This is a genomic window from Paenibacillus sp. NFR01 (assembly GCF_900111565.1).
Taxonomy (GTDB): domain Bacteria; phylum Bacillota; class Bacilli; order Paenibacillales; family Paenibacillaceae; genus Paenibacillus_AQ.
In genome coordinates this window covers 194,937-211,876 of the sequence record NZ_FOIK01000005.1, presented here as the reverse complement: position 1 = coordinate 211,876, position 16,940 = coordinate 194,937, and the positions used below count along the sequence as shown (strand labels likewise).

Sequence of the window (16,940 nt, the reverse complement as noted above, 5' to 3'; positions counted from 1 at the left end):
CGGGAAGAGCGAGGATCGCGGGCGACTACACCGCCAAATCAATGCCGACTACGCCGACGACATCTCCCCGGCTGTCGCGGATGGCCCGCGAGAGCGTGATGCAGGAGCGTTTGGTGATGGCCGAGACATATGGCGCTGAAACGTATTCGCCGGCGTGCATCGCGCCGCTCCACCAGTCGCGCCGTTTGGCATTCATCAAGCCGGCCGGCGGCTCGGAGTAAATAAAGGTGCCGTCCGTGCGGTTGGACCAGATGGCCTGCACATCCGGCGTTTTGCTCTTGCAGTCCGACAGGAAGCTCTCATGTACGGAGGCATCCGGCAAATATAACTCCTGCTTCGCCGTGATAGTCTTCAGCAGCTCTTGCATCTCCTGGAGCCGGTCCGCATATTTGCCGACATCGACCACTTCCCGGCCGGCAATGCTGTTAACCGACTGCTGCAGAGCCTGGGATTCCATCAGCAGGCTGGCGCTGATTTCGTTCAACTGACTGATTTGTCCCCGCTGGCGCATAACCTGCTCCAGTGTCAGTTCAACATTGGCGATCGTCTCGTTGACGATCGCCACCGCGACATTCAACTCTTCCGTTACTTCTCCGATCAGGCCGTTTTGCTTGGAGGCGGCAGATACCGTATCCGTCACCGCTTCACCTACCTCCGCCATTTGCCGGGATACATCGCCAAGCCTGCGGCGGATATTCGCGACCTCATGAACCCCATGCTCCACTGCAGAACGCTCTTTGTTCACCGATTCGAGCACCTCACGGACGCCGTGGTTCAAATCGGCGAGGACGGCGGTGGAGCGCTCCACCGAGCTCCGGCTTTGATCCGCCAACTGCCGGATCCGGCCGGCGACGACGGCGAAACCGCGGCCCTGCTCACCTGCCCGGGCCGCTTCGATGGAAGCGTTCAGGGCAAGCAACGAGGTCTCGTTGACGATGCTGACGATGAGGCCATTGATCTCTTCGACCATAGCCAGATGATGGCTGAGCACCGTAAACTTAGCTGTCATGTCACCGCTTTGCTGCTGCAGCTCATCCATTACCGCGTCGGTATTTTGCAACGAATCCACCATATCGTTCATACCTTGATGCGCCCCCTGCATATTGGCGCCCAGCCGCTCCGTCAGTTCCTTGATATGCCCCGTTACGGAAGCGACGCCGCCCATGGTGGCAAAAGCGCCTTCGATATTGGCCTTGGCTTCCGTACTGCGCGCCTTTAAATCGACCTCATAGGCATGCGAATAATCTGCGGTCTGCTGCAGCCCCTCCGTATGACGGCTGATTTCTTCCAGCGCTCCATGCAGCCGGTCCGAGGTGACCACGATTTCATTGCCGAGTTGCTCGATTTTATCCTGGGCTTCGGCCAACTGCCCCTGAGCCTCAAGCCTTTCGCGCCGGTGAATCCGTGCAATAGCCCCGATGCCGAGCAGCAAAACGAGGACAACTGCCTTATGCGCCCAAAATACATCCATCCACAAGAAATACAGACCGGTCAGCAGCAACAGAACGACAAACAACCCTTGGCTCCAGCGATTCCGCATCGTAACCTCCCACTCCACTCTACCATGTTATGTATCCTAACATTATAACAACAGCAGAATATAAAGGAAATACTTTCTATCCGCTTTCATACTAATTTCACTTTCTTCCAAAAAATAAAAAGAGCAGCCCGCGAAGGCCGCTCTAAATTATACGTTATATGTCCGGTATGCCGTTATTGTGCCGAAGCAATCATTTGCCGCGCGATCCATACGCCCGCTGCGCCCGCTTGCGCCAATCCGCGGGTAATGCCGGCTCCGTCGCCGCCGCAGTAGAGTCCGGAGATTTCCGTCTCGAGGTTTTCTGTCAGCTTTGGACGGGCCGAGTAGAACTTCGCTTCGACGCCATAGAAAAGCGTATGCTCCGAGTTAATGCCCGGCGTCACCTTCTCCAGGGCTTCGACCATTTCAATCAGGCTTTTCATGGTATTGTACGGAAGCACCAAACCCAGATCGCCCGGAACCGCTTCTTTCAGCGTGGGCTCCAGGAACCCTTCTTTAATCCGCGTTTCCGTGGAACGCCGGCCGCGCAATATGTCGCCGTACTTTTGCACGATAACCCCGCCGCTGGATAAATCATTGGCCCGTTTGCAGATTTCGCGTGCATATTCGTTCGGCTTGTCGAACGGCTCGGTGAAGGTATGCGATACGAGCAGCGCAAAGTTCGTGTTTTTCGAGCCCAGCGCCGGATCCTTGTACGAATGCCCGTTGGCTGCCATCACGCCGCTATGGTTCTCCACCACGACATGGCCGGATGGATTGCTGCAGAATGTCCGTACCCGCGTGCCGACGGAAGTATTGAATATGAATTTGCCTTCATATAAGTGCTCGTTGATTTCGCGCATGACGACATCGGAGGTTTCGACGCGGACGCCGACGTCCACCTGGTTGTTGTACATTTTGAGCCGGCGCTTCTTCAGCACCTCGGTCAGCCAGGCCGATCCGTCCCGTCCCGGTGCGATCATTACCTTAGGCGCTTCATACACGTCCCCGTTTTTAAGCACGATGCCCGTAATCCGGTGCATGCCATCCGTTTTTTCCGTGACGATATCCTGCACTTCGGCTTTGAACAGCATATCGATGCGTGTTTTCAAATATTCATAAATGGATTTGAGGATCTCCAGATTCTGTTCGGTTCCCAAATGGCGGACTTGCGCGCGCAGCAGCTTCAGCCCCGCCGCATAACCGCGTTGTTCAATGTTTCGGATGCTTTCCGTGGTCGGGTCGGTAATGGCCTCAGTTGCGCCATGCTCCAGGTTGATGCTGTCCACGTACTGGATCAGCTCCAGCACTTTGGACGGCGGCAAATAATCGGACATCCATCCGCCGAACTCCGTGGTGATGTTGAATTTACCGTCACTGTAAGCGCCCGCGCCGCCAAATCCGGCGGTAATCGAGCAGGCCGGCAGACAACCCGCAAATTCCTTGCGTCCTGCCGGAGGCGGACAAAGCTTGATTTTCTCATCCAGAATCGGGCAGTTGCGCCGGTAAATATCATGGCCTTTGTCTACCAGCAGCACCTTCAGTCCCGGCGCCTTGCGCGTCAGCTCATAACTCGCGAAGATCCCCGCCGGTCCGGCTCCAACCACGATAACATCATATTTGCTCATTCTCTTCTGTTCCTCCTGGGAAGAAACGGCCTGGCAGCCTAGAACCTCCGGCATAACCGTTTCGGTGATTTTGAAAAAAATGCACAAAAAATCCCGGCTCGTTTATAGGTATGCGAAATGCATCCTATTCGTAGCCAGGAATTTACGGTTCCCTGTAGAAACCCTCAAACCTTATCTTTGAGGATATACGAACAGCTCGTTTTCATTTTGTGGACCCTTTGAAATTCTACACCCCGCTTACGAATGTGTCAAGCGATATACGTTATAATAGTTCGTATTTAATTCCATTTTAATTATTTATCCATATTGATATATTGAATATACAGCCAAATTCCGAACATTAAGGGTAATGACCGTTTTTGAAGGAGTATAGGGACTTTTGTCGAATATTATGAGTATTGCCACCGAAAAGAGGAAACCCTGTGCGAATTCCACCCCCGACTCCTCGCCAAATGTATTGGAACCGTGTACTACTCAACGTATTCTGGATGGTTCTTGCGCTCTATTTGGCAAGCCAGCTTTTTATATCCTTATCCATGTGGGGGAGACGGCCCGAGTTCTCCGGCAGCTATTTCAAGTTTCACGTGCTGATTCCGGATTCCGTCGTTACACTGCTGCTACTCGCCCTGGAAGCGATCCAAAAATGGCGACAGCCGTGGGCGGAACTGTCAATCATTGCCGCAAGCCATATCTACGCCGCCCTGATTATCGCCAATCTTAGTCCCGATTATCACGTCAAGCCGCTAATCATGCTGCTCCCACTGCTGGTCTCCATGATCTATCTGAAGAGCAATTACCTGAAAGCCTCTTCCTTTGTCTGTCTGCTGTACATTCTGATGCTGTTTATCAGCACACCCGCATACGAATATGCTCTGCGCATCGAAAATATTATCATTGCCTTCATCTTTGCCGGGACCTCGCTGGCCGCCTTCGGCGTGATCGGCAGAGGCCGGGATCTGATGCAATCACTGGAAAATTCGGTGAAATCCGAGCAGGATTTGCGGATCCAGAACATCATTATGGACCGCCTGTCAAAGATTGATCCGCTAACTGATTTGTATAATCACAAGACGTTCCACGAATATCTGGGCTGGCTGATCGACCACCAGCAGAACAACCCGTTTCCGATGCAGCTTGCCGTACTCGATATCGACAATTTTAAAAAAGTGAACGACGAATATGGGCACTGGGTCGGCGACATTGTCCTGCGCCAGGTAGCACAGACGCTGCTTGCCCATATCGGGACCGACGACTTTGCCGCCCGTTACGGGGGAGAAGAGTTTGTCGTCATCCTGACCGCTAAGCCGCTGGACGAATCGCTGGCGATGATGGAACACATCCTGCTCGGGATCGCCTCCCTGCCAATTGCGGAGATGGACAACAAAACCATCACCGTAAGCATCGGCATGCATGAGTACGACAGAGCCGATTCGAAAAGTTCCACCTTCCAGCAGGCCGACGATGCCTTGTACGAAGCCAAAAAGACCGGAAAGAACAAAATCGTCATCCTGTAATTCCTCGCAAATACTAAAAAAAGACTTCCGGAGCATAAAACTCCGGGAGTCTTTTCTTATGCCTTCTTTTAATCCAGCGGATGCTTCCGCCAGGATTCCAGCAAATCGAATACAGCGATTCTGGGGATAGGCCTGCTGATTAAATAACCTTGCACTTTATCGCAATCCACTTCTTTCAGGAAGTCGAGCTGCAGGGCATTTTCCACGCCCTCGGCTACGACCTCAAGCCCCATCTTATGGCCCAGCATAATGATGGTTTGGACAAAAGATTGGCTGTACGCCTTATCGGCCAGCGAATCGATAAAGATTTTGTCCATCTTGAGCGTGGAGATCGGCAATTGCTGCAAATAACTGAGCGATGAATAGCCGGTTCCGAAATCGTCAAGGGCGATGCGGATGCCTTGGGCTTTCAGCAGATCCAGCTTATACGACGTGCTGCCGAACGATTCCATAAATACCGATTCGGTAATCTCCAGCTCCAGGCTGCTTGCCGGCAGGCCGCTAAGCGCAAGGCAGCCCAGCACCATATCGACGAAATCATCCTCCAGCAGTTGAATTACGGAAATATTGACCGAGATTTTATACGAGATGCCGGTACGGTCATGCACGCTTTTCATGAACAGGCAAGCTTCCCTCAGCACCCATTCCCCGATGTTGACGATTAACCGAGAGTTCTCCGCTACCTTAATGAAGGACAGCGGCGAGACAAAACCAAGCACCGGGCTGTTCCAGCGGATCAGCGCTTCAAAGCCTGTAATCTGGCCCGTCCGGATATTGGCCTGCGGCTGATAATGCAGCTCGAATTCATTGCCGTTGATCGCGCTGCGCAGATGTTTCTCAATGTTCATCCGTTCGTTAAAAGCGGTATGCATCACCTTATCGTAGATGACATACGTGCTTTTGCCTTCTTCCTTCGCCCGGTACATCGCGATATCGGCGTTACGGAGAATCTCCTCGGTCGTCTCTCCATCCTCCGGATAGAAGGAAATCCCGATGCTCACCGATACATATAAATTGCTTTCACCCACTAGAAACGGCTTGCGGAAAGCCAGCATAATCTGATCGGCCAGCGCCAGCACGGCTTCGCGGTCTTCGGCATCTTTAACGAAAACCACAAACTCATCCCCGCCCAGGCGGGAGAGCAGCGCTTTGTCCGGAACGAGCGATTGCAGACGTTCACTGGCGTCGCGGATCAGCATATCGCCGGATTTGTGGCCGAGCGTATCGTTGATGTATTTAAAGTTGTCCGTATCGACAAAGAGCAGTGCCGCTTTACCGTTCGGGCGGCGGAAATATTCCTCCATCGTCTCCAGGAGCGACACGCGGTTGGGCAGATTGCTCAAGGAATCCACATAGGCCAGCCGATGGATGTTCTTTTGATTCTGCAGCAGCATGTCGTATTGCGCCACCAGCTCCTGCTGCGTGGCCGTCAGCTGTTCGTAGGTCGCCTCCAGCTCCTGGTAGCTGTTGTTCAGCTTGCATTCCACCTGTTTGCGTTTGCTGATATCAATCAGGGAACCCAGGAAGATCATGCCTTGCGACCCCGGGTCTTTGATCGCCTTGCCGCGGACCTCAAACCACATGTACCGGCCGTCCTTCGTCCGCATCCGGTATTCCAATTCATAGATCGGCGCAAGCCCGAGCAAATGCTCCTCCCTCGCCTTGGCTGCCGCCTCCTGGTCGTCGGGATGGATCAGGCTGATCGCACCTTGCTCCATGCCGTCAAGGTCGCTCTCCGTATACCCCATTACTTCGTACCAGCGGTCGGACAGGATATATTTGCCCGATTCCCATTCCAGCTCCCACATGTAGGCGCCGGAAGCCTCCGATGCGAGCCGGAAGCGCCGTTCGCTCGTCGCCAGCTTTTTGAACTGGTCCTGCAGCTCCAGCTCTGTAGCGGCAAGCTCCTCGTACGTCGATTCCAGCTCCTGATAGCTAAGCTGAAGCTTCAGCTCGTGCTGCTTGCGCTCTTCTACGTCCACGCCGACCAGCACGTAAATGTCCTCCGCCTGCCGGTCCATGCCCCGGATCAGCGCCGTCCGCAGCGAATAATGCCGGGCTCCGGGAGCAGCCTGCGGCAGCTGCACCTCCACATCGGTCGAGAACTCGCCGCGAAGCGCCAGATCTAACAATCGCCGCATCTCTGCGGCACCGCCTTCGAGGCCCGAAAACTCGTCAATGCTGCGTTCCAGCATCTCCTGGCCGCAAAGACCGGTCATTTTCTCCGCATATTGGTTGAACCGGACGATCCGCCGGTCGGCATGCACCGCCCAGACCACCATATTCGTATGCTCAATGACATCCTCAAAGAAAGCCTGCTCCGAGTGAATCGTACGCCGCAAATGCCGGATGTACATCCGCAGAAGGGCAATGCCGAACGCCAGGATGCATAGTCCGATCGTAATCCCTGAAATCAGCCTTCCGCGGATCATTGAAGTGTAGTAATCGGAATGCTCAAAAAAATACTGCTGATACAACTGTTCGAAAGCTCCGGAGCGCTGTAGCCGCTCCAAACGCGCGTTTATGTAGGGCAATAGCTCCTGCGAAGATTTGCTGACGCCAAACGCAATCTCGGTCGGATAGAGGTCTTGGAGCTTCGGCGCGATCGTTCCCGTCAGCCCCTGTTCAACAAGCAAATAATCGACGACGCTTTGATTTTCGAACAAAAGATCGATATCGCCTTTCTGCAGAGCGACGAGGGCATCAGGGATGGTTTGATAGTGTATGTATTGTGTAATGCCCACTTTGTCGCGCAGTACCCCTTCGGAATACTGGCCTTTTCCGACGCCAATGCGGTACTGGCCAAGCGTATTCAAGCTGATGTCATCCTTCAGCGAACGTTTGGCATAAACGGATATGTAGTTTTTGAAGAGCGGCTTGGAGAATAAAACCTCCTTCTTGCGCTCGTCCGTGACGGCCATGAGGCCGGTTGTGTCAATGCTCCCATTGGACAACAGTTTGTAAGTATTTTGCCATTCTCCGGTGCTGTAGCGAAGCCGATAATCCTGCTTTTCAAAGATCATGCTCGTCAAATCAATATCGAATCCAGTCAGATACCCGTTTTGCGTATATTTATAGGGCGGATAATTTAACTCTGCCTGATATTTGATCTCCTTTTTGTCGGCGTGAGCGGATGTGACGGGTGCGATCATGAGAAAGATGCTGAATAGAAGCATTATTTTACGCCGCTTCATCGCAATTCTCCTTTATTAATAGGCTGACAGCTTTTACCAGAGTAGTATTCGACAAAAAAAGTATAGGTTCCTGCTGCTCCTTCCTTAAATTGTGATAAAATGTGCAAATTCACCATTTACCGAAATGCAATGAGTCTTTTTCCGGTCGTTCATGGAATTTTCTTAAATTTTAATATTGATTTTCAGGAGCAAAATGTGGATAATAACAATAACAAGATTAGTGATAATGATTATCATTATTATATTCCATAAAACGAAGCCATTTATCATATGTGAAAAAGGAGACTGGGCCTCATGAATGCAGCCAATACACGTACCGCACTGCAGGTTGACGATTATCTGGATCTGCTTAACTTAGCCGTAAAAGTCGGAGACTTGAAATGGCAAAAGGAAATTAAAGCCCGCCTGCAATACATTCTTTGCCTTCAGGCGCGATAATCCAGCGATGCGACAGCCGTTTTCCCGGCCTCCGGGAAGCGGCTTTTTTTAGATTATAAATATGCAGTTTGCGGGCCGCGCAAGTCCAGGCAGGTTTTTCACGCAGAACCTCGTTTAGCATTGCGAGGTTATTTTTGCGCCCGCTTTGGAAATACGCCGTACATACTATAAAATAGGAACAAAGCTTACAGAACGGAGCGTGCCTGCCTTGAAAAAAGTAATGTCGATCCTCCTGTTTCTCTGCCTGCTGTGGACATCCGCCGTGTCTGCGGCCGGCCTCCCGGCCCCAAGTGGCCCGGTCACGGATCAAGCCGGCATGCTCTCTGCGCAGGAAGCCGCCGATATCGGCGCGAAAGCCGCCGGAGAACGTTACACCTTCCATGTCCTGACGATTCCTTCGCTGGACGGCGCTGATTCGGCTGCCTATGCAACGGAAGTGTATCAGGCGTGGAAGCTGGCGACGCGAGATGTACTGGTGCTGCTCTCCGCCGAAGACCGCCAAGTGGAGCTGAACTTCAACAATCCGGGGCTCCAGTCGGCGCTGGATGATTGGTCGGCCAGCCGCGGCGGCCGGACCGGCAGCGGGGCGATTACCGAGCTGCTCGACACGTATTTCATCCCCTATGCAAAGGACGGGGATTATGCCGGCGGGATTTATGCATTGATGGCCGGCGTGAATGCGCTGGGCACGGCATCCCCGGCCGGCGGAGGCACGGCCGGTGGCTCGGCGAGCGGAGCCGTTACGGGCGGGGCTGGCACGGGCGGGGTTAATACGGGCGGAGCCGGTGCGAACGGTTCCGCCCACAGCGGTGAAGGGGCAGCTGGCGGCAGCGGTGCTGGCGGACAGTCCGCCGTGCCGGATAGCGGCGCGCTGCCGGGCAGCACGGCCGCGCCGGATGCGGGCAGCGGGATGGGACGCGCGGTCCTTATCGGAGCCGCGGTCCTTCTACTGGGTGCCCTGCTGGCTTTCGCACTGACCGGACTGCAGCGCCGCAAGCGGCTTGGCGCCCGGCACGCCGCCCTCGCGGAGCTGCTCGTGCAGGCGAACCGCGCGGGCGAATCGCTGCAGCCGTTCCAAGGCGTCGTGCAGGGCAAAACGGCGGAAATGGTCGACGGGATAGCGAAGCGTCTCTCCGCACAACTGGTTGCCATATCGGCGATGCAGGCGGACAGCCCCTCAGCGCTGCCGTTTTACCGGCTTGGCGCGCTGAAAGCCGCCATTGCGAAGCTGGAAGAAGCGGAGCAAGCCTTCCGGGCAAGCCTGGCCGAAGAAGAGCAGCGGATCGCGCAGGTCAGCGATGCCGACCGCCATGTGAAAGAGCGGATCACCGAGCTGAAGGCGGAAACGCCGGAGCTGGAAGACGGGCTGCGGCAGGCGGTGAAGGAGAGCGGCTACGCCCTCGGCGAGATCGCTGAGGACCTGGAGGAACTGGCCGGGGAGACGGCTGAGGCGGACCGGCTGGAGCTGTTCGATCCGCTGGCGGCGCAGCAAATCGCCGAGGAAGCGCAGGAGCGCCAGGAACGGATCGAACGCGACTTGAAGGATGTGGACATCTACGACGACAAGCTGGCGCAATTTCCCGCCGCACTGGAAGCGGCGCGGGTCCAGATTTCCGGCATCATTGGCCAGAATCAGCTGCAAAACATGAAGATCAAGCCATACGACAGCCTTGCGGCTGCCCGGCAGAAAGCCGAAACGGCCCAGGCCCCGCTTCAGAACGGCGACATGGATCAGGTACGCGCGATTTTCGCCGAAGCCGACGGTCTCCGCAATGAGGCCATCGCCGCCACGCAGCGCCAAGCCGAGATCCGGCAAAGCAACCGGAAGGATCTCGAGCAGGTACGGCGCAGGCTGGAGCAGCTGACCGCCCGGCAGCGGGACCTGACCGGGCAGACGGCGGCGGCGGCCCGCAGGTTCGCCGCCCGTTTCACCCAGGCTACTTCAGAGCAGTTGGTCCAGGCCGGGATGCAGCTTGAGCAGCAGGAACGGGATATCCGGCAAATTGCAGATTGGACGGAAGATGCGCGCGGCGAATACGACAAAGCCCGCGAAGCACTGGATGCGCTGCTGAACGCGCAGGAGCAGACGGAACAGACGCTGGAGCGGGCATCAAGCACGCTTGGCGTTTTGGAGCAGCGGCTTGCGGCCGTGCAGACGCTGCTTGTGCAAGGGCAGGAAGCCGCCGACGAGGCACAAAGCCTGCTCCGCCGCAACGGCCTCTCCGGCGGCGGGCGCTTTGATCCGCTGCGGCTGCAGGAATACGGCATCCTGCGATCCGGATTGCAGCAGCAGCCGATTGACCTCGACGAGTTGGAGGCTGCAGGAAGGTCTTATATGGGGCAGATTTCCGTCTTTGCCGAAGAAGCCAGAAGACTTGTCCGGCAGAAGCTGCAGCGGGAGGAACGCGAGCGGCGGCAGCGCATGTCTTCCGGCCCGCCGCCCTTCGGCGGTCCCGGCGGGCATCATTCCGGCGGCGGCAATTCCTCCGGCGGCTCTTCCTGGGGAGGCAGCGGCGGCGGGGGCCACTCCTCGGGCGGCTCCTCCTGGGGCGGCGGCAAGTCCGGCGGCAATTCCTCCGGCGGCTCCAAATGGTAATACAAAAAGCCAGCTTCGGCCTAAACCCCGAAGCTGGCTTTATTTTTCAATGCGGATCTCCCGGTGTATCGTTCAAAAAAGGTTTGTTCACATAATAATACATGACGCCCATCAGCACGCCGCCGCCGATCAGGTTCCCTAACGTAACCGGAACGAGGTTGTGCAGGACCCCTGCCCAGGAGATCGTGCCCGGGTGATCCAGCACCAGCGCAATGGCAAACGTACACATATTCGCAATGCTGTGCTCATATCCGGAAATAAAGAAGCAGAACACGAACAGCACCATAGCGAACATCTTCGCCCCATCGCTTTTCATCGACATCGGAACGAAAAAGGCCAGACAGACGAGCCAGTTACACAAAATCGCCCGGAAAAACAACTGTAAAGTCGGGGCTTCCATCTTGTGGGCCACCACGCTTAGCAAAAAACCGTTTACGCTCGAAGAGTCAAACAATCCGGTCAAGTAAATCAGGAGCGCAAATGCGGTAGCCCCTAAAATATTGCCGATATAGCTGATGACCCACATCCGCACCACTTGGGTCCAGGATAGTTTGCGCCGCAGCGCCGCATACGTGTAATAAAACGTGTCTCCGGTGAACAAATCCCCGCCCCCATAAGAGATGAGGATAATCGCCGCACCGAACGTAATGGCCGCCATCGGATACGTCATAGGCGAGTCCACCATAAAGAAAAAATTCCCGGTCTTGAATGCAACAATGACACCGAATCCGATAAACATGCTGGCCAGCATCGCCCGGGCGATGTAGCGTTTGATGCTTTGCTGATAGATTCTTTGCTTCTTGAGCGCCAACTTCTCAACCTGCAGCAGTGCCTCGTTCTCCATGCGACCTCCGTCTTCGCTCGTATTTTATGCGGTTTTTGTCGACTTGCTGGACAGTCTTGTGGGTTATTATACCATCCCGGCGAAAAAAAATGCACGGAAGCCCCGGGCCTCCATGCATTTATTTCAAATTTTATTTTCCGGATCATTCAGGCTGGCGATGGCCTCCGCCCTCTCATAACTGGCCACAACGATAAGCGCGAGTATCAGGCCTCCCAGAAGCATCCGCCCGTCTCCTTCCCCTGTCTGTCGTCAGTGACAACTTATGTACGGGGAGAAGGAATTATGTCAGTTCAAAAAGCTGCTCAGCCCGTTGCCTTCGGCCGCTTGCTTGATCGCCTGCGGCTGCGGCGCCTCGTTTAGTCCGAGACGGTTGTTCAGCTGGGTATTGATCTGCGTCATTTTGGTCGTGTAATCCTGGCAGCTCTCGATAATCCGCCGGTTGGACTGCTCGGACGTATCCAGCGCGCTCAGCAGGTCGCCGATCGCCTGGTTGACCGCTTCCAGCGACATGGACGGCTTGGACAACAGCTCTGCCGTCTTTTCCGTCGTCGTGCGCAAGAGGCGCGCGTTTTCCTTGAACTGGTCCTCGATCGTCTTGTTGGTCGCTTCGACCGCATTGATGACATTCTCTTGGTCGGCTAAAGACATGGCGATCATCGCCGAGACGGTGATCAGGTTCGACGTTTTGTCGATGGCGTTGTTGACGGAGTCGATCAGTTTATCATTGTTGTCGTTGATAATGTCAGTGGCGGCAATCGCCTGGTTGTAGAGCAGGATCATCTCCGTCATCGACTGGATCCGTACGACCACCTTACGCAGGCCGCGCTCCAGATGCGCCTTGCGGTTTTCGTTCTCCGGTTTGGCGATTTCCGCCTCGAACAGCTCCTTCAGCTTGTTGCCGAAGGCGATTTTGGTCTGCAGGTTGTAGATCTCTTCCATTGAGGTCCGTTTCAGCTGGCGCATGTTGACGATGCTTTCCTCCAGCGTATCGCGGCCGTCGCGCAGTCCGGTGATGATGGCGTCAATATTGGTGCGAACAGACTGGTACTTGTAGACATAGTTTTTCAACGGGCTCTTACGCAGCATTTTTCCGAAAAAGCTGACGTTTTTGCTCTGCTGCAGCGTCTCGCATTCGTTACGCAGCTTCAGGATCATATTCGGCACTTCGGTGCGCTTGCCCGACATCAGGTCGTTGACCGGACGGTCCAGCAGCTTCAGCGTCTGTCCCGCTTTCTCCTGCGTTTTGACCCCCAGCCGACCGATGTCGTCCATCAGGCCGTCGAGCGCGAGCGTGTCGGTCTTGGCAACCTTCTCGATGAGCTGCGACGCTTCATCCACTACCTTCTGCTCATCTTCCTTTTTCAATTCAATCCATTGCGTGGACATTCTTTCAACCTCCTATAATTCGGAGCGGCTGTAGCGCTGGTGGATCAGCTCCGCTTTGGTCTGCAGTTCCAGCAAATCTTTATGTTCAATCGTGGAAGCAATATCGGAAATTTTGGAATCGACATCCTTCAGGCCGTTCAGCAGCGTACGCCGGTTGCGCATCTTGGCTTCGCCGCCCAGCCGCAGGAACGGATTGATGACCCCGTTGAGATCTTTCATCACCAGCCGGCGGACCGTATGGTTGATTTCGCCGTTGCCCAGCTCCTGCAAAAGCGGAATGACCCGCTGGAGTCTCGCAAACAGCGCCAGCGCCTTGTCGACGATCTCGTTGTCGAGCGAGTTCTTTTGGCCTTCGGAGATAATCATATCCTCCAGCACGACCAGGTACTCGACCACCGGGGCGAACTCGGGAGCGATGTTCGCGTCGGTTCTGCCCGCGGCCGGGGTTTCGGCCGCGGCGGAGCCGCCCGCCGGTACTCGCGGCGCGGCGGCACGTCCGGCTTCGGTCACGGCCGAAGCCGGGGCTTGCGCGGAAGCCGGCAGCGGAGCCGCTTCCGCCCCGCGGACCGCCGGCGCCTGGCTGGCGGCGCCGGCACCCCCCCGGCGGCCGCCCGTGTACAGGGCGGCTGCCGCCCCTGCCGCCGGGAGCAGCAGGGAGACTGCTTCCGGCAGGAATCCGCCGGTCAGCAGCGCGATGACGTAGCCGGCGGCCATATACATTAACAATTTGGATTTCACTTGAATTGTTCTCACCTCTTACGCGGATAGCGTGGCCATCCGCTCAGTTCGCGGCGTCCGCCAGGGCAGGATCGCCGCTTTGTTTCATGATCAGCGGCTGCTCCACATAGCTCGCCAGCACATCTTCCCCGAAGGCGGCGGGCTGCACCTCGCCGCCGAGCAGGCTTTTGACCGCCAGGTAAGGGAAATTGATTCCGGTCAGGCAGGAAATATGCAGCCCGCCGGACATCCGCGGGTTAATCTCCAGCAGCTTGGGCACGCCTCCGCTGTATTTCATTTGAATATTGTAGTTAAAGGGAATGCGGTACGTCCCGGCAACCCGGGCCGCGATTGCTTCCAGCTCAGGCACGTGCTCCATGAGCCTCAGCCGCTTGCCCGATTTGCGGCGGGGAACGGCGGCAAGCAGCCGCCCGTCCCGGTCGGCCAGGCAGTCGATGCTGTATTCCAGCCCTTCCAGCAGCTCCATAACCATGATGTCCGGGAACGTACCGGCTTCGTCCAGAATGCGGTACACTTCATCAAACGTCATATTCGGCGTCACATACCCGAACAGATCTTCCAGGTTGGCCGGTTTGCCGCTGATGATACGGAAGCCGAGCCCGCCCTCGGTCTCGGTTGGTTTGATGCAGACGCGGTGGCCTTTGCCCGCCAAATCCTCGTAAGCTGCCTTAAACTGCGCGGCAGTACGGACGACATGGTAATCGGGAACCGGCATGATGCCGCTTTGCAGCACTTCCTCATAGAACTTGCCTTTGTCCATCAAGGCCTCCAGCAGCTCGGTATCCCGGCAAACCAATACCTTGGTGCCGATAGCCTCGAACTTGTCGGCATGCAGCGCGATATCCAGCATGTGCAGCCGCGGAATAAACACGTCGATTTCATGCTTGCGGCAATACTCCACGCAGAAATGCACATATTCCATGCCCTGAAGCGCCGGCTCGGTCCCGGCGACATCCGCGCCCTGCAGCGACATATGGCGGATATCGGGATGCGTGGCGAAGATTTTTACTGGAACGCCGTCTTCATTCCGGCGGAGCAGATTCATATAGTGATACGCAACGGAGAACCACCGGTTAAAATAAATATTGAGCGTCTTCACGAAACCCCAGCCTCCAGCCCCGTCAAATGGTCGTACTTTTGCTGCACGTAACGCAGAATTTCATCTCCGGCGAAGACCCCGGACTGACCGGTGAAGGGATATCCCAATTTTACAGGACGCTCCTGCTGCTCGGCAAATATTTCGCCGTGACAGGGTGCGATTGCGAAATCGGCGCTTTCCAGGAGGCATTGATCCAGCAGCGAATCGCCGGAAGCGATAAGCGGTCTGCCCGGAAAATGGCTTGTAATATACAACGCCGCATCCCGTTTGTTGACCGGCTCCGGCACGGCATACAGCTTGCGGCCCTGAACCGACACCTTCCAGCCCCGTGCCCTCAGGTGTTCCGACATGGCAGCGATCTCTTCCTTCGGAAGCAGCGAACGCTGAACGATATAAGTGTAAAACAATTCGTCGCAATACCGTTCATCGATGATCCACTCTTCCCGCAGCACTTCGCGCAGCAGCCGGTGCGCCTCATCGGCGCCGGCCGAATCTGCCCCGACTCGCCGCAGAATCTCCTGCCGCCACTGAAGGTCGACCGCTCCATGAACCAGAACATTTCCTCCGTTGCTCGTGACCGCGTAATCCGGCCTCAGCCGGGTCTGAAACAATCCGATGCGCTTATATTCCGCGATGGTCCGCGTCGTCACGGGAACAAACAGAATCCGGTCCGCGAGCTCCTGAAGCATCTCCAGGCAACGCAGGGAGATATAGGAGCGCGTCCGGCCGTCGATCACTTCCGCCGGCACCAGTCCCGGCGTGCTCTCGGGAACGCCGATCGCCCCGAGCGAATAAATCAGCGTGCGGTCCAAATCGCTGGCATAGATCATTCGTCATCCCCCTTCAGCGGACGGATGATGCCGCAGCAGGCATAGCCCAGGCCGGGGAAAACCTCCACCGGCACGCCTTTGTCCGCCGCCAGCCGCAATATATATTGCAGATGCGGATTCTCCGGCGCATCGATTAGGATCTTCCAAGGTACCCGGCGCAGCAGCACCCGCGTCGTTTCGCCGACGCCCGGCTTAATCAGGTTGATGTTGTCCAGGGCAAACGCCGCCTGAATCCGCCGGATCGCCTCCAGTCCGCGCCAGCTCACCTCCGGCGGATGCTGAAGCCGCTCCAGCGCCTGCGCCTTGGCCGCTTCCGCCACCGCATCGAAATGAGGCACCACAGCCTCGATAAAGCTGTTCGAAACATCCTGGTCCCGCCATTCCCCGTAAAACTTTGCGCCGTGGAAATCTCCCGGTCCGATCAAGTCTTCCCGCAGCACCGTCCGGCTGATTAAGCCTGACGCCGTTGCGTTCAGGCATGCATTCGGGATTAAATAATCCTCCCGCGTTCCGAACATGCCGGAGCAATGGCCCGGATCGGCCAGCACCGCCAGCTCATCGTCAAGCCGGATGCCGTAGACGGCCCGCATCTTCGCACAAGCATCTGTCAGCACCCGGGTAATCGCTCCCTTGCCTGTCCAGCCGTCAATAAACTGCAGTCTGGCCCGGAAGCCATGCTGCCGGAGGATATATAGAATTGCATTTTCGTCGATGCCCTTGCCGCGGATGATCGAAATGCTGTAATGCGGAAGCGATACGCCATAACGTGAAGCAATGTAACGTTTGATCAGGATGCCGGCAGGCGTTCCCGCCCGGGCAAGGGATACGAGCACCGTATGCTCCAGTCCCCGGCAGGCAACAATCCCTTCGGCTACGGTAGCCGCAGCCATTGCCACCTTGTCCGCATTCCGCTCCAGTGCCGCGCTGTACAGCTCCATGTAAGACCCGGCGGGCAGCGCTTCCGCCGGCAGCATTTCGGAATAGTGCACGCCGGATTGAATAGCCCGCTCCCGCTCTTCCGTCCCGCGTTCCAGCTTCACTCCCCCCAGATCCTTCAGCAGGAAAACCACATCCCCGGCAGGGTAACTGCCAATCGGCGAAGGCTCGGCCAGCGGAACCTTCCGGTAATCGGCCGCAGGCGCCAAGACGACTAG

The 16,940-nt window shown here is 56.3% G+C and carries 12 protein-coding genes and 1 riboswitch; of the genes, 3 read left to right on the top strand and 9 right to left on the bottom strand.

Annotation, left to right across the window (positions count from 1 at the left end; translation table 11 throughout):
• Positions 1 to 25: 25 nt before the first annotated feature.
• Complete coding sequence (locus BMW84_RS20170) at positions 26 to 1,540, bottom strand: methyl-accepting chemotaxis protein (RefSeq protein ID WP_091071472.1); 1,515 nt, start codon at positions 1,538 to 1,540, stop codon at positions 26 to 28.
• Between the two features lie 173 nt (positions 1,541 to 1,713).
• Positions 1,714 to 3,147: an NAD(P)/FAD-dependent oxidoreductase gene (locus BMW84_RS20165; protein ID WP_091071471.1), complete on the bottom strand. Its 1,434-nt coding sequence runs from the start codon at positions 3,145 to 3,147 to the stop codon at positions 1,714 to 1,716.
• A 111-nt stretch (positions 3,148 to 3,258) separates the two neighbouring features.
• Positions 3,259 to 3,358: riboswitch (purine riboswitch) on the bottom strand.
• Between the two features lie 211 nt (positions 3,359 to 3,569).
• On the opposite strand from BMW84_RS20165, the gene BMW84_RS20160 reads away from it, so the two are divergent.
• The gene (locus BMW84_RS20160) at positions 3,570 to 4,661 is read left to right on the top strand and encodes a GGDEF domain-containing protein (protein WP_139209657.1); all 1,092 of its coding nucleotides are present in this window, start codon (positions 3,570 to 3,572) and stop codon (positions 4,659 to 4,661) included.
• Between the two features lie 68 nt (positions 4,662 to 4,729).
• Here BMW84_RS20160 and BMW84_RS20155 read toward each other — a convergent pair whose 3' ends face one another.
• The gene (locus BMW84_RS20155) at positions 4,730 to 7,855 is read right to left on the bottom strand and encodes an EAL domain-containing protein (RefSeq protein ID WP_091071468.1); all 3,126 of its coding nucleotides are present in this window, start codon (positions 7,853 to 7,855) and stop codon (positions 4,730 to 4,732) included.
• 294 nt (positions 7,856 to 8,149) lie between these two features.
• Here BMW84_RS20155 and BMW84_RS24865 point away from each other — a divergent pair, with 294 nt between their 5' ends.
• Together BMW84_RS24865 and BMW84_RS20150 are read left to right on the top strand one after the other, a co-directional pair.
• Positions 8,150 to 8,293 carry a hypothetical protein gene (locus tag BMW84_RS24865; protein WP_175498936.1) on the top strand — a complete coding sequence of 48 codons (144 nt, stop codon included), beginning with the start codon at positions 8,150 to 8,152 and terminating at the stop codon, positions 8,291 to 8,293.
• Positions 8,294 to 8,501: 208 nt separating this feature from the next.
• Positions 8,502 to 10,889 (top strand): TPM domain-containing protein, encoded by a 2,388-nt coding sequence (locus BMW84_RS20150; protein ID WP_091071467.1) that lies wholly within the window; start codon positions 8,502 to 8,504, stop codon positions 10,887 to 10,889.
• A 46-nt stretch (positions 10,890 to 10,935) separates the two neighbouring features.
• On the opposite strand, the gene BMW84_RS20145 is transcribed toward BMW84_RS20150, so the two are convergent.
• From BMW84_RS20145 to BMW84_RS25100, 6 genes are all read right to left on the bottom strand, one after another.
• Positions 10,936 to 11,733, bottom strand: coding sequence for a formate/nitrite transporter family protein (locus tag BMW84_RS20145; RefSeq protein WP_091071465.1), 798 nt, complete (start codon positions 11,731 to 11,733; stop codon positions 10,936 to 10,938).
• 285 nt (positions 11,734 to 12,018) lie between these two features.
• A complete protein-coding gene (locus BMW84_RS20140) occupies positions 12,019 to 13,119 on the bottom strand; it encodes a toxic anion resistance protein (protein WP_091071464.1) in 1,101 nt (366 codons plus the stop codon).
• A 12-nt stretch (positions 13,120 to 13,131) separates the two neighbouring features.
• Positions 13,132 to 13,839: a hypothetical protein gene (locus tag BMW84_RS20135; protein WP_091071462.1), complete on the bottom strand. Its 708-nt coding sequence runs from the start codon at positions 13,837 to 13,839 to the stop codon at positions 13,132 to 13,134.
• Positions 13,840 to 13,900: 61 nt separating this feature from the next.
• A complete protein-coding gene (locus tag BMW84_RS20130) occupies positions 13,901 to 14,956 on the bottom strand; it encodes an ATP-grasp domain-containing protein (protein ID WP_091071460.1) in 1,056 nt (351 codons plus the stop codon).
• A complete protein-coding gene (locus tag BMW84_RS20125; protein WP_091071459.1) occupies positions 14,953 to 15,786 on the bottom strand; it encodes an HAD family hydrolase in 834 nt (277 codons plus the stop codon). The genes BMW84_RS20130 and BMW84_RS20125 overlap by 4 nt, the downstream gene beginning before the upstream one ends.
• Positions 15,783 to 16,931, bottom strand: a complete 1,149-nt coding sequence (locus BMW84_RS25100; RefSeq protein WP_254773065.1) for a cysteine protease StiP family protein — start codon at positions 16,929 to 16,931, stop codon at positions 15,783 to 15,785. Before BMW84_RS25100 ends, BMW84_RS20125 begins: the two co-directional genes overlap by 4 nt.
• Positions 16,932 to 16,940 lie beyond the last annotated feature (9 nt).

Bases quoted from the DNA above. Each gene is read 5' to 3' on its own strand.
- BMW84_RS20170 (WP_091071472.1), bottom strand. From the start codon at position 1,540: ATGCGGAATCGCTGGAGCCAAGGGTTGTTTGTCGTTCTGTTGCTGCTG.
- BMW84_RS20165 (WP_091071471.1), bottom strand. From the start codon at position 3,147: ATGAGCAAATATGATGTTATCGTGGTTGGAGCCGGACCGGCGGGGATC.
- BMW84_RS20155 (WP_091071468.1), bottom strand. From the start codon at position 7,855: ATGAAGCGGCGTAAAATAATGCTTCTATTCAGCATCTTTCTCATGATC.
- BMW84_RS24865 (WP_175498936.1), top strand. From the start codon at position 8,150: ATGAATGCAGCCAATACACGTACCGCACTGCAGGTTGACGATTATCTG.
- BMW84_RS20145 (WP_091071465.1), bottom strand. From the start codon at position 11,733: ATGGAGAACGAGGCACTGCTGCAGGTTGAGAAGTTGGCGCTCAAGAAG.
- BMW84_RS20140 (WP_091071464.1), bottom strand. From the start codon at position 13,119: ATGTCCACGCAATGGATTGAATTGAAAAAGGAAGATGAGCAGAAGGTA.
- BMW84_RS20135 (WP_091071462.1), bottom strand. From the start codon at position 13,839: ATGTATATGGCCGCCGGCTACGTCATCGCGCTGCTGACCGGCGGATTC.
- BMW84_RS20125 (WP_091071459.1), bottom strand. From the start codon at position 15,786: ATGATCTATGCCAGCGATTTGGACCGCACGCTGATTTATTCGCTCGGG.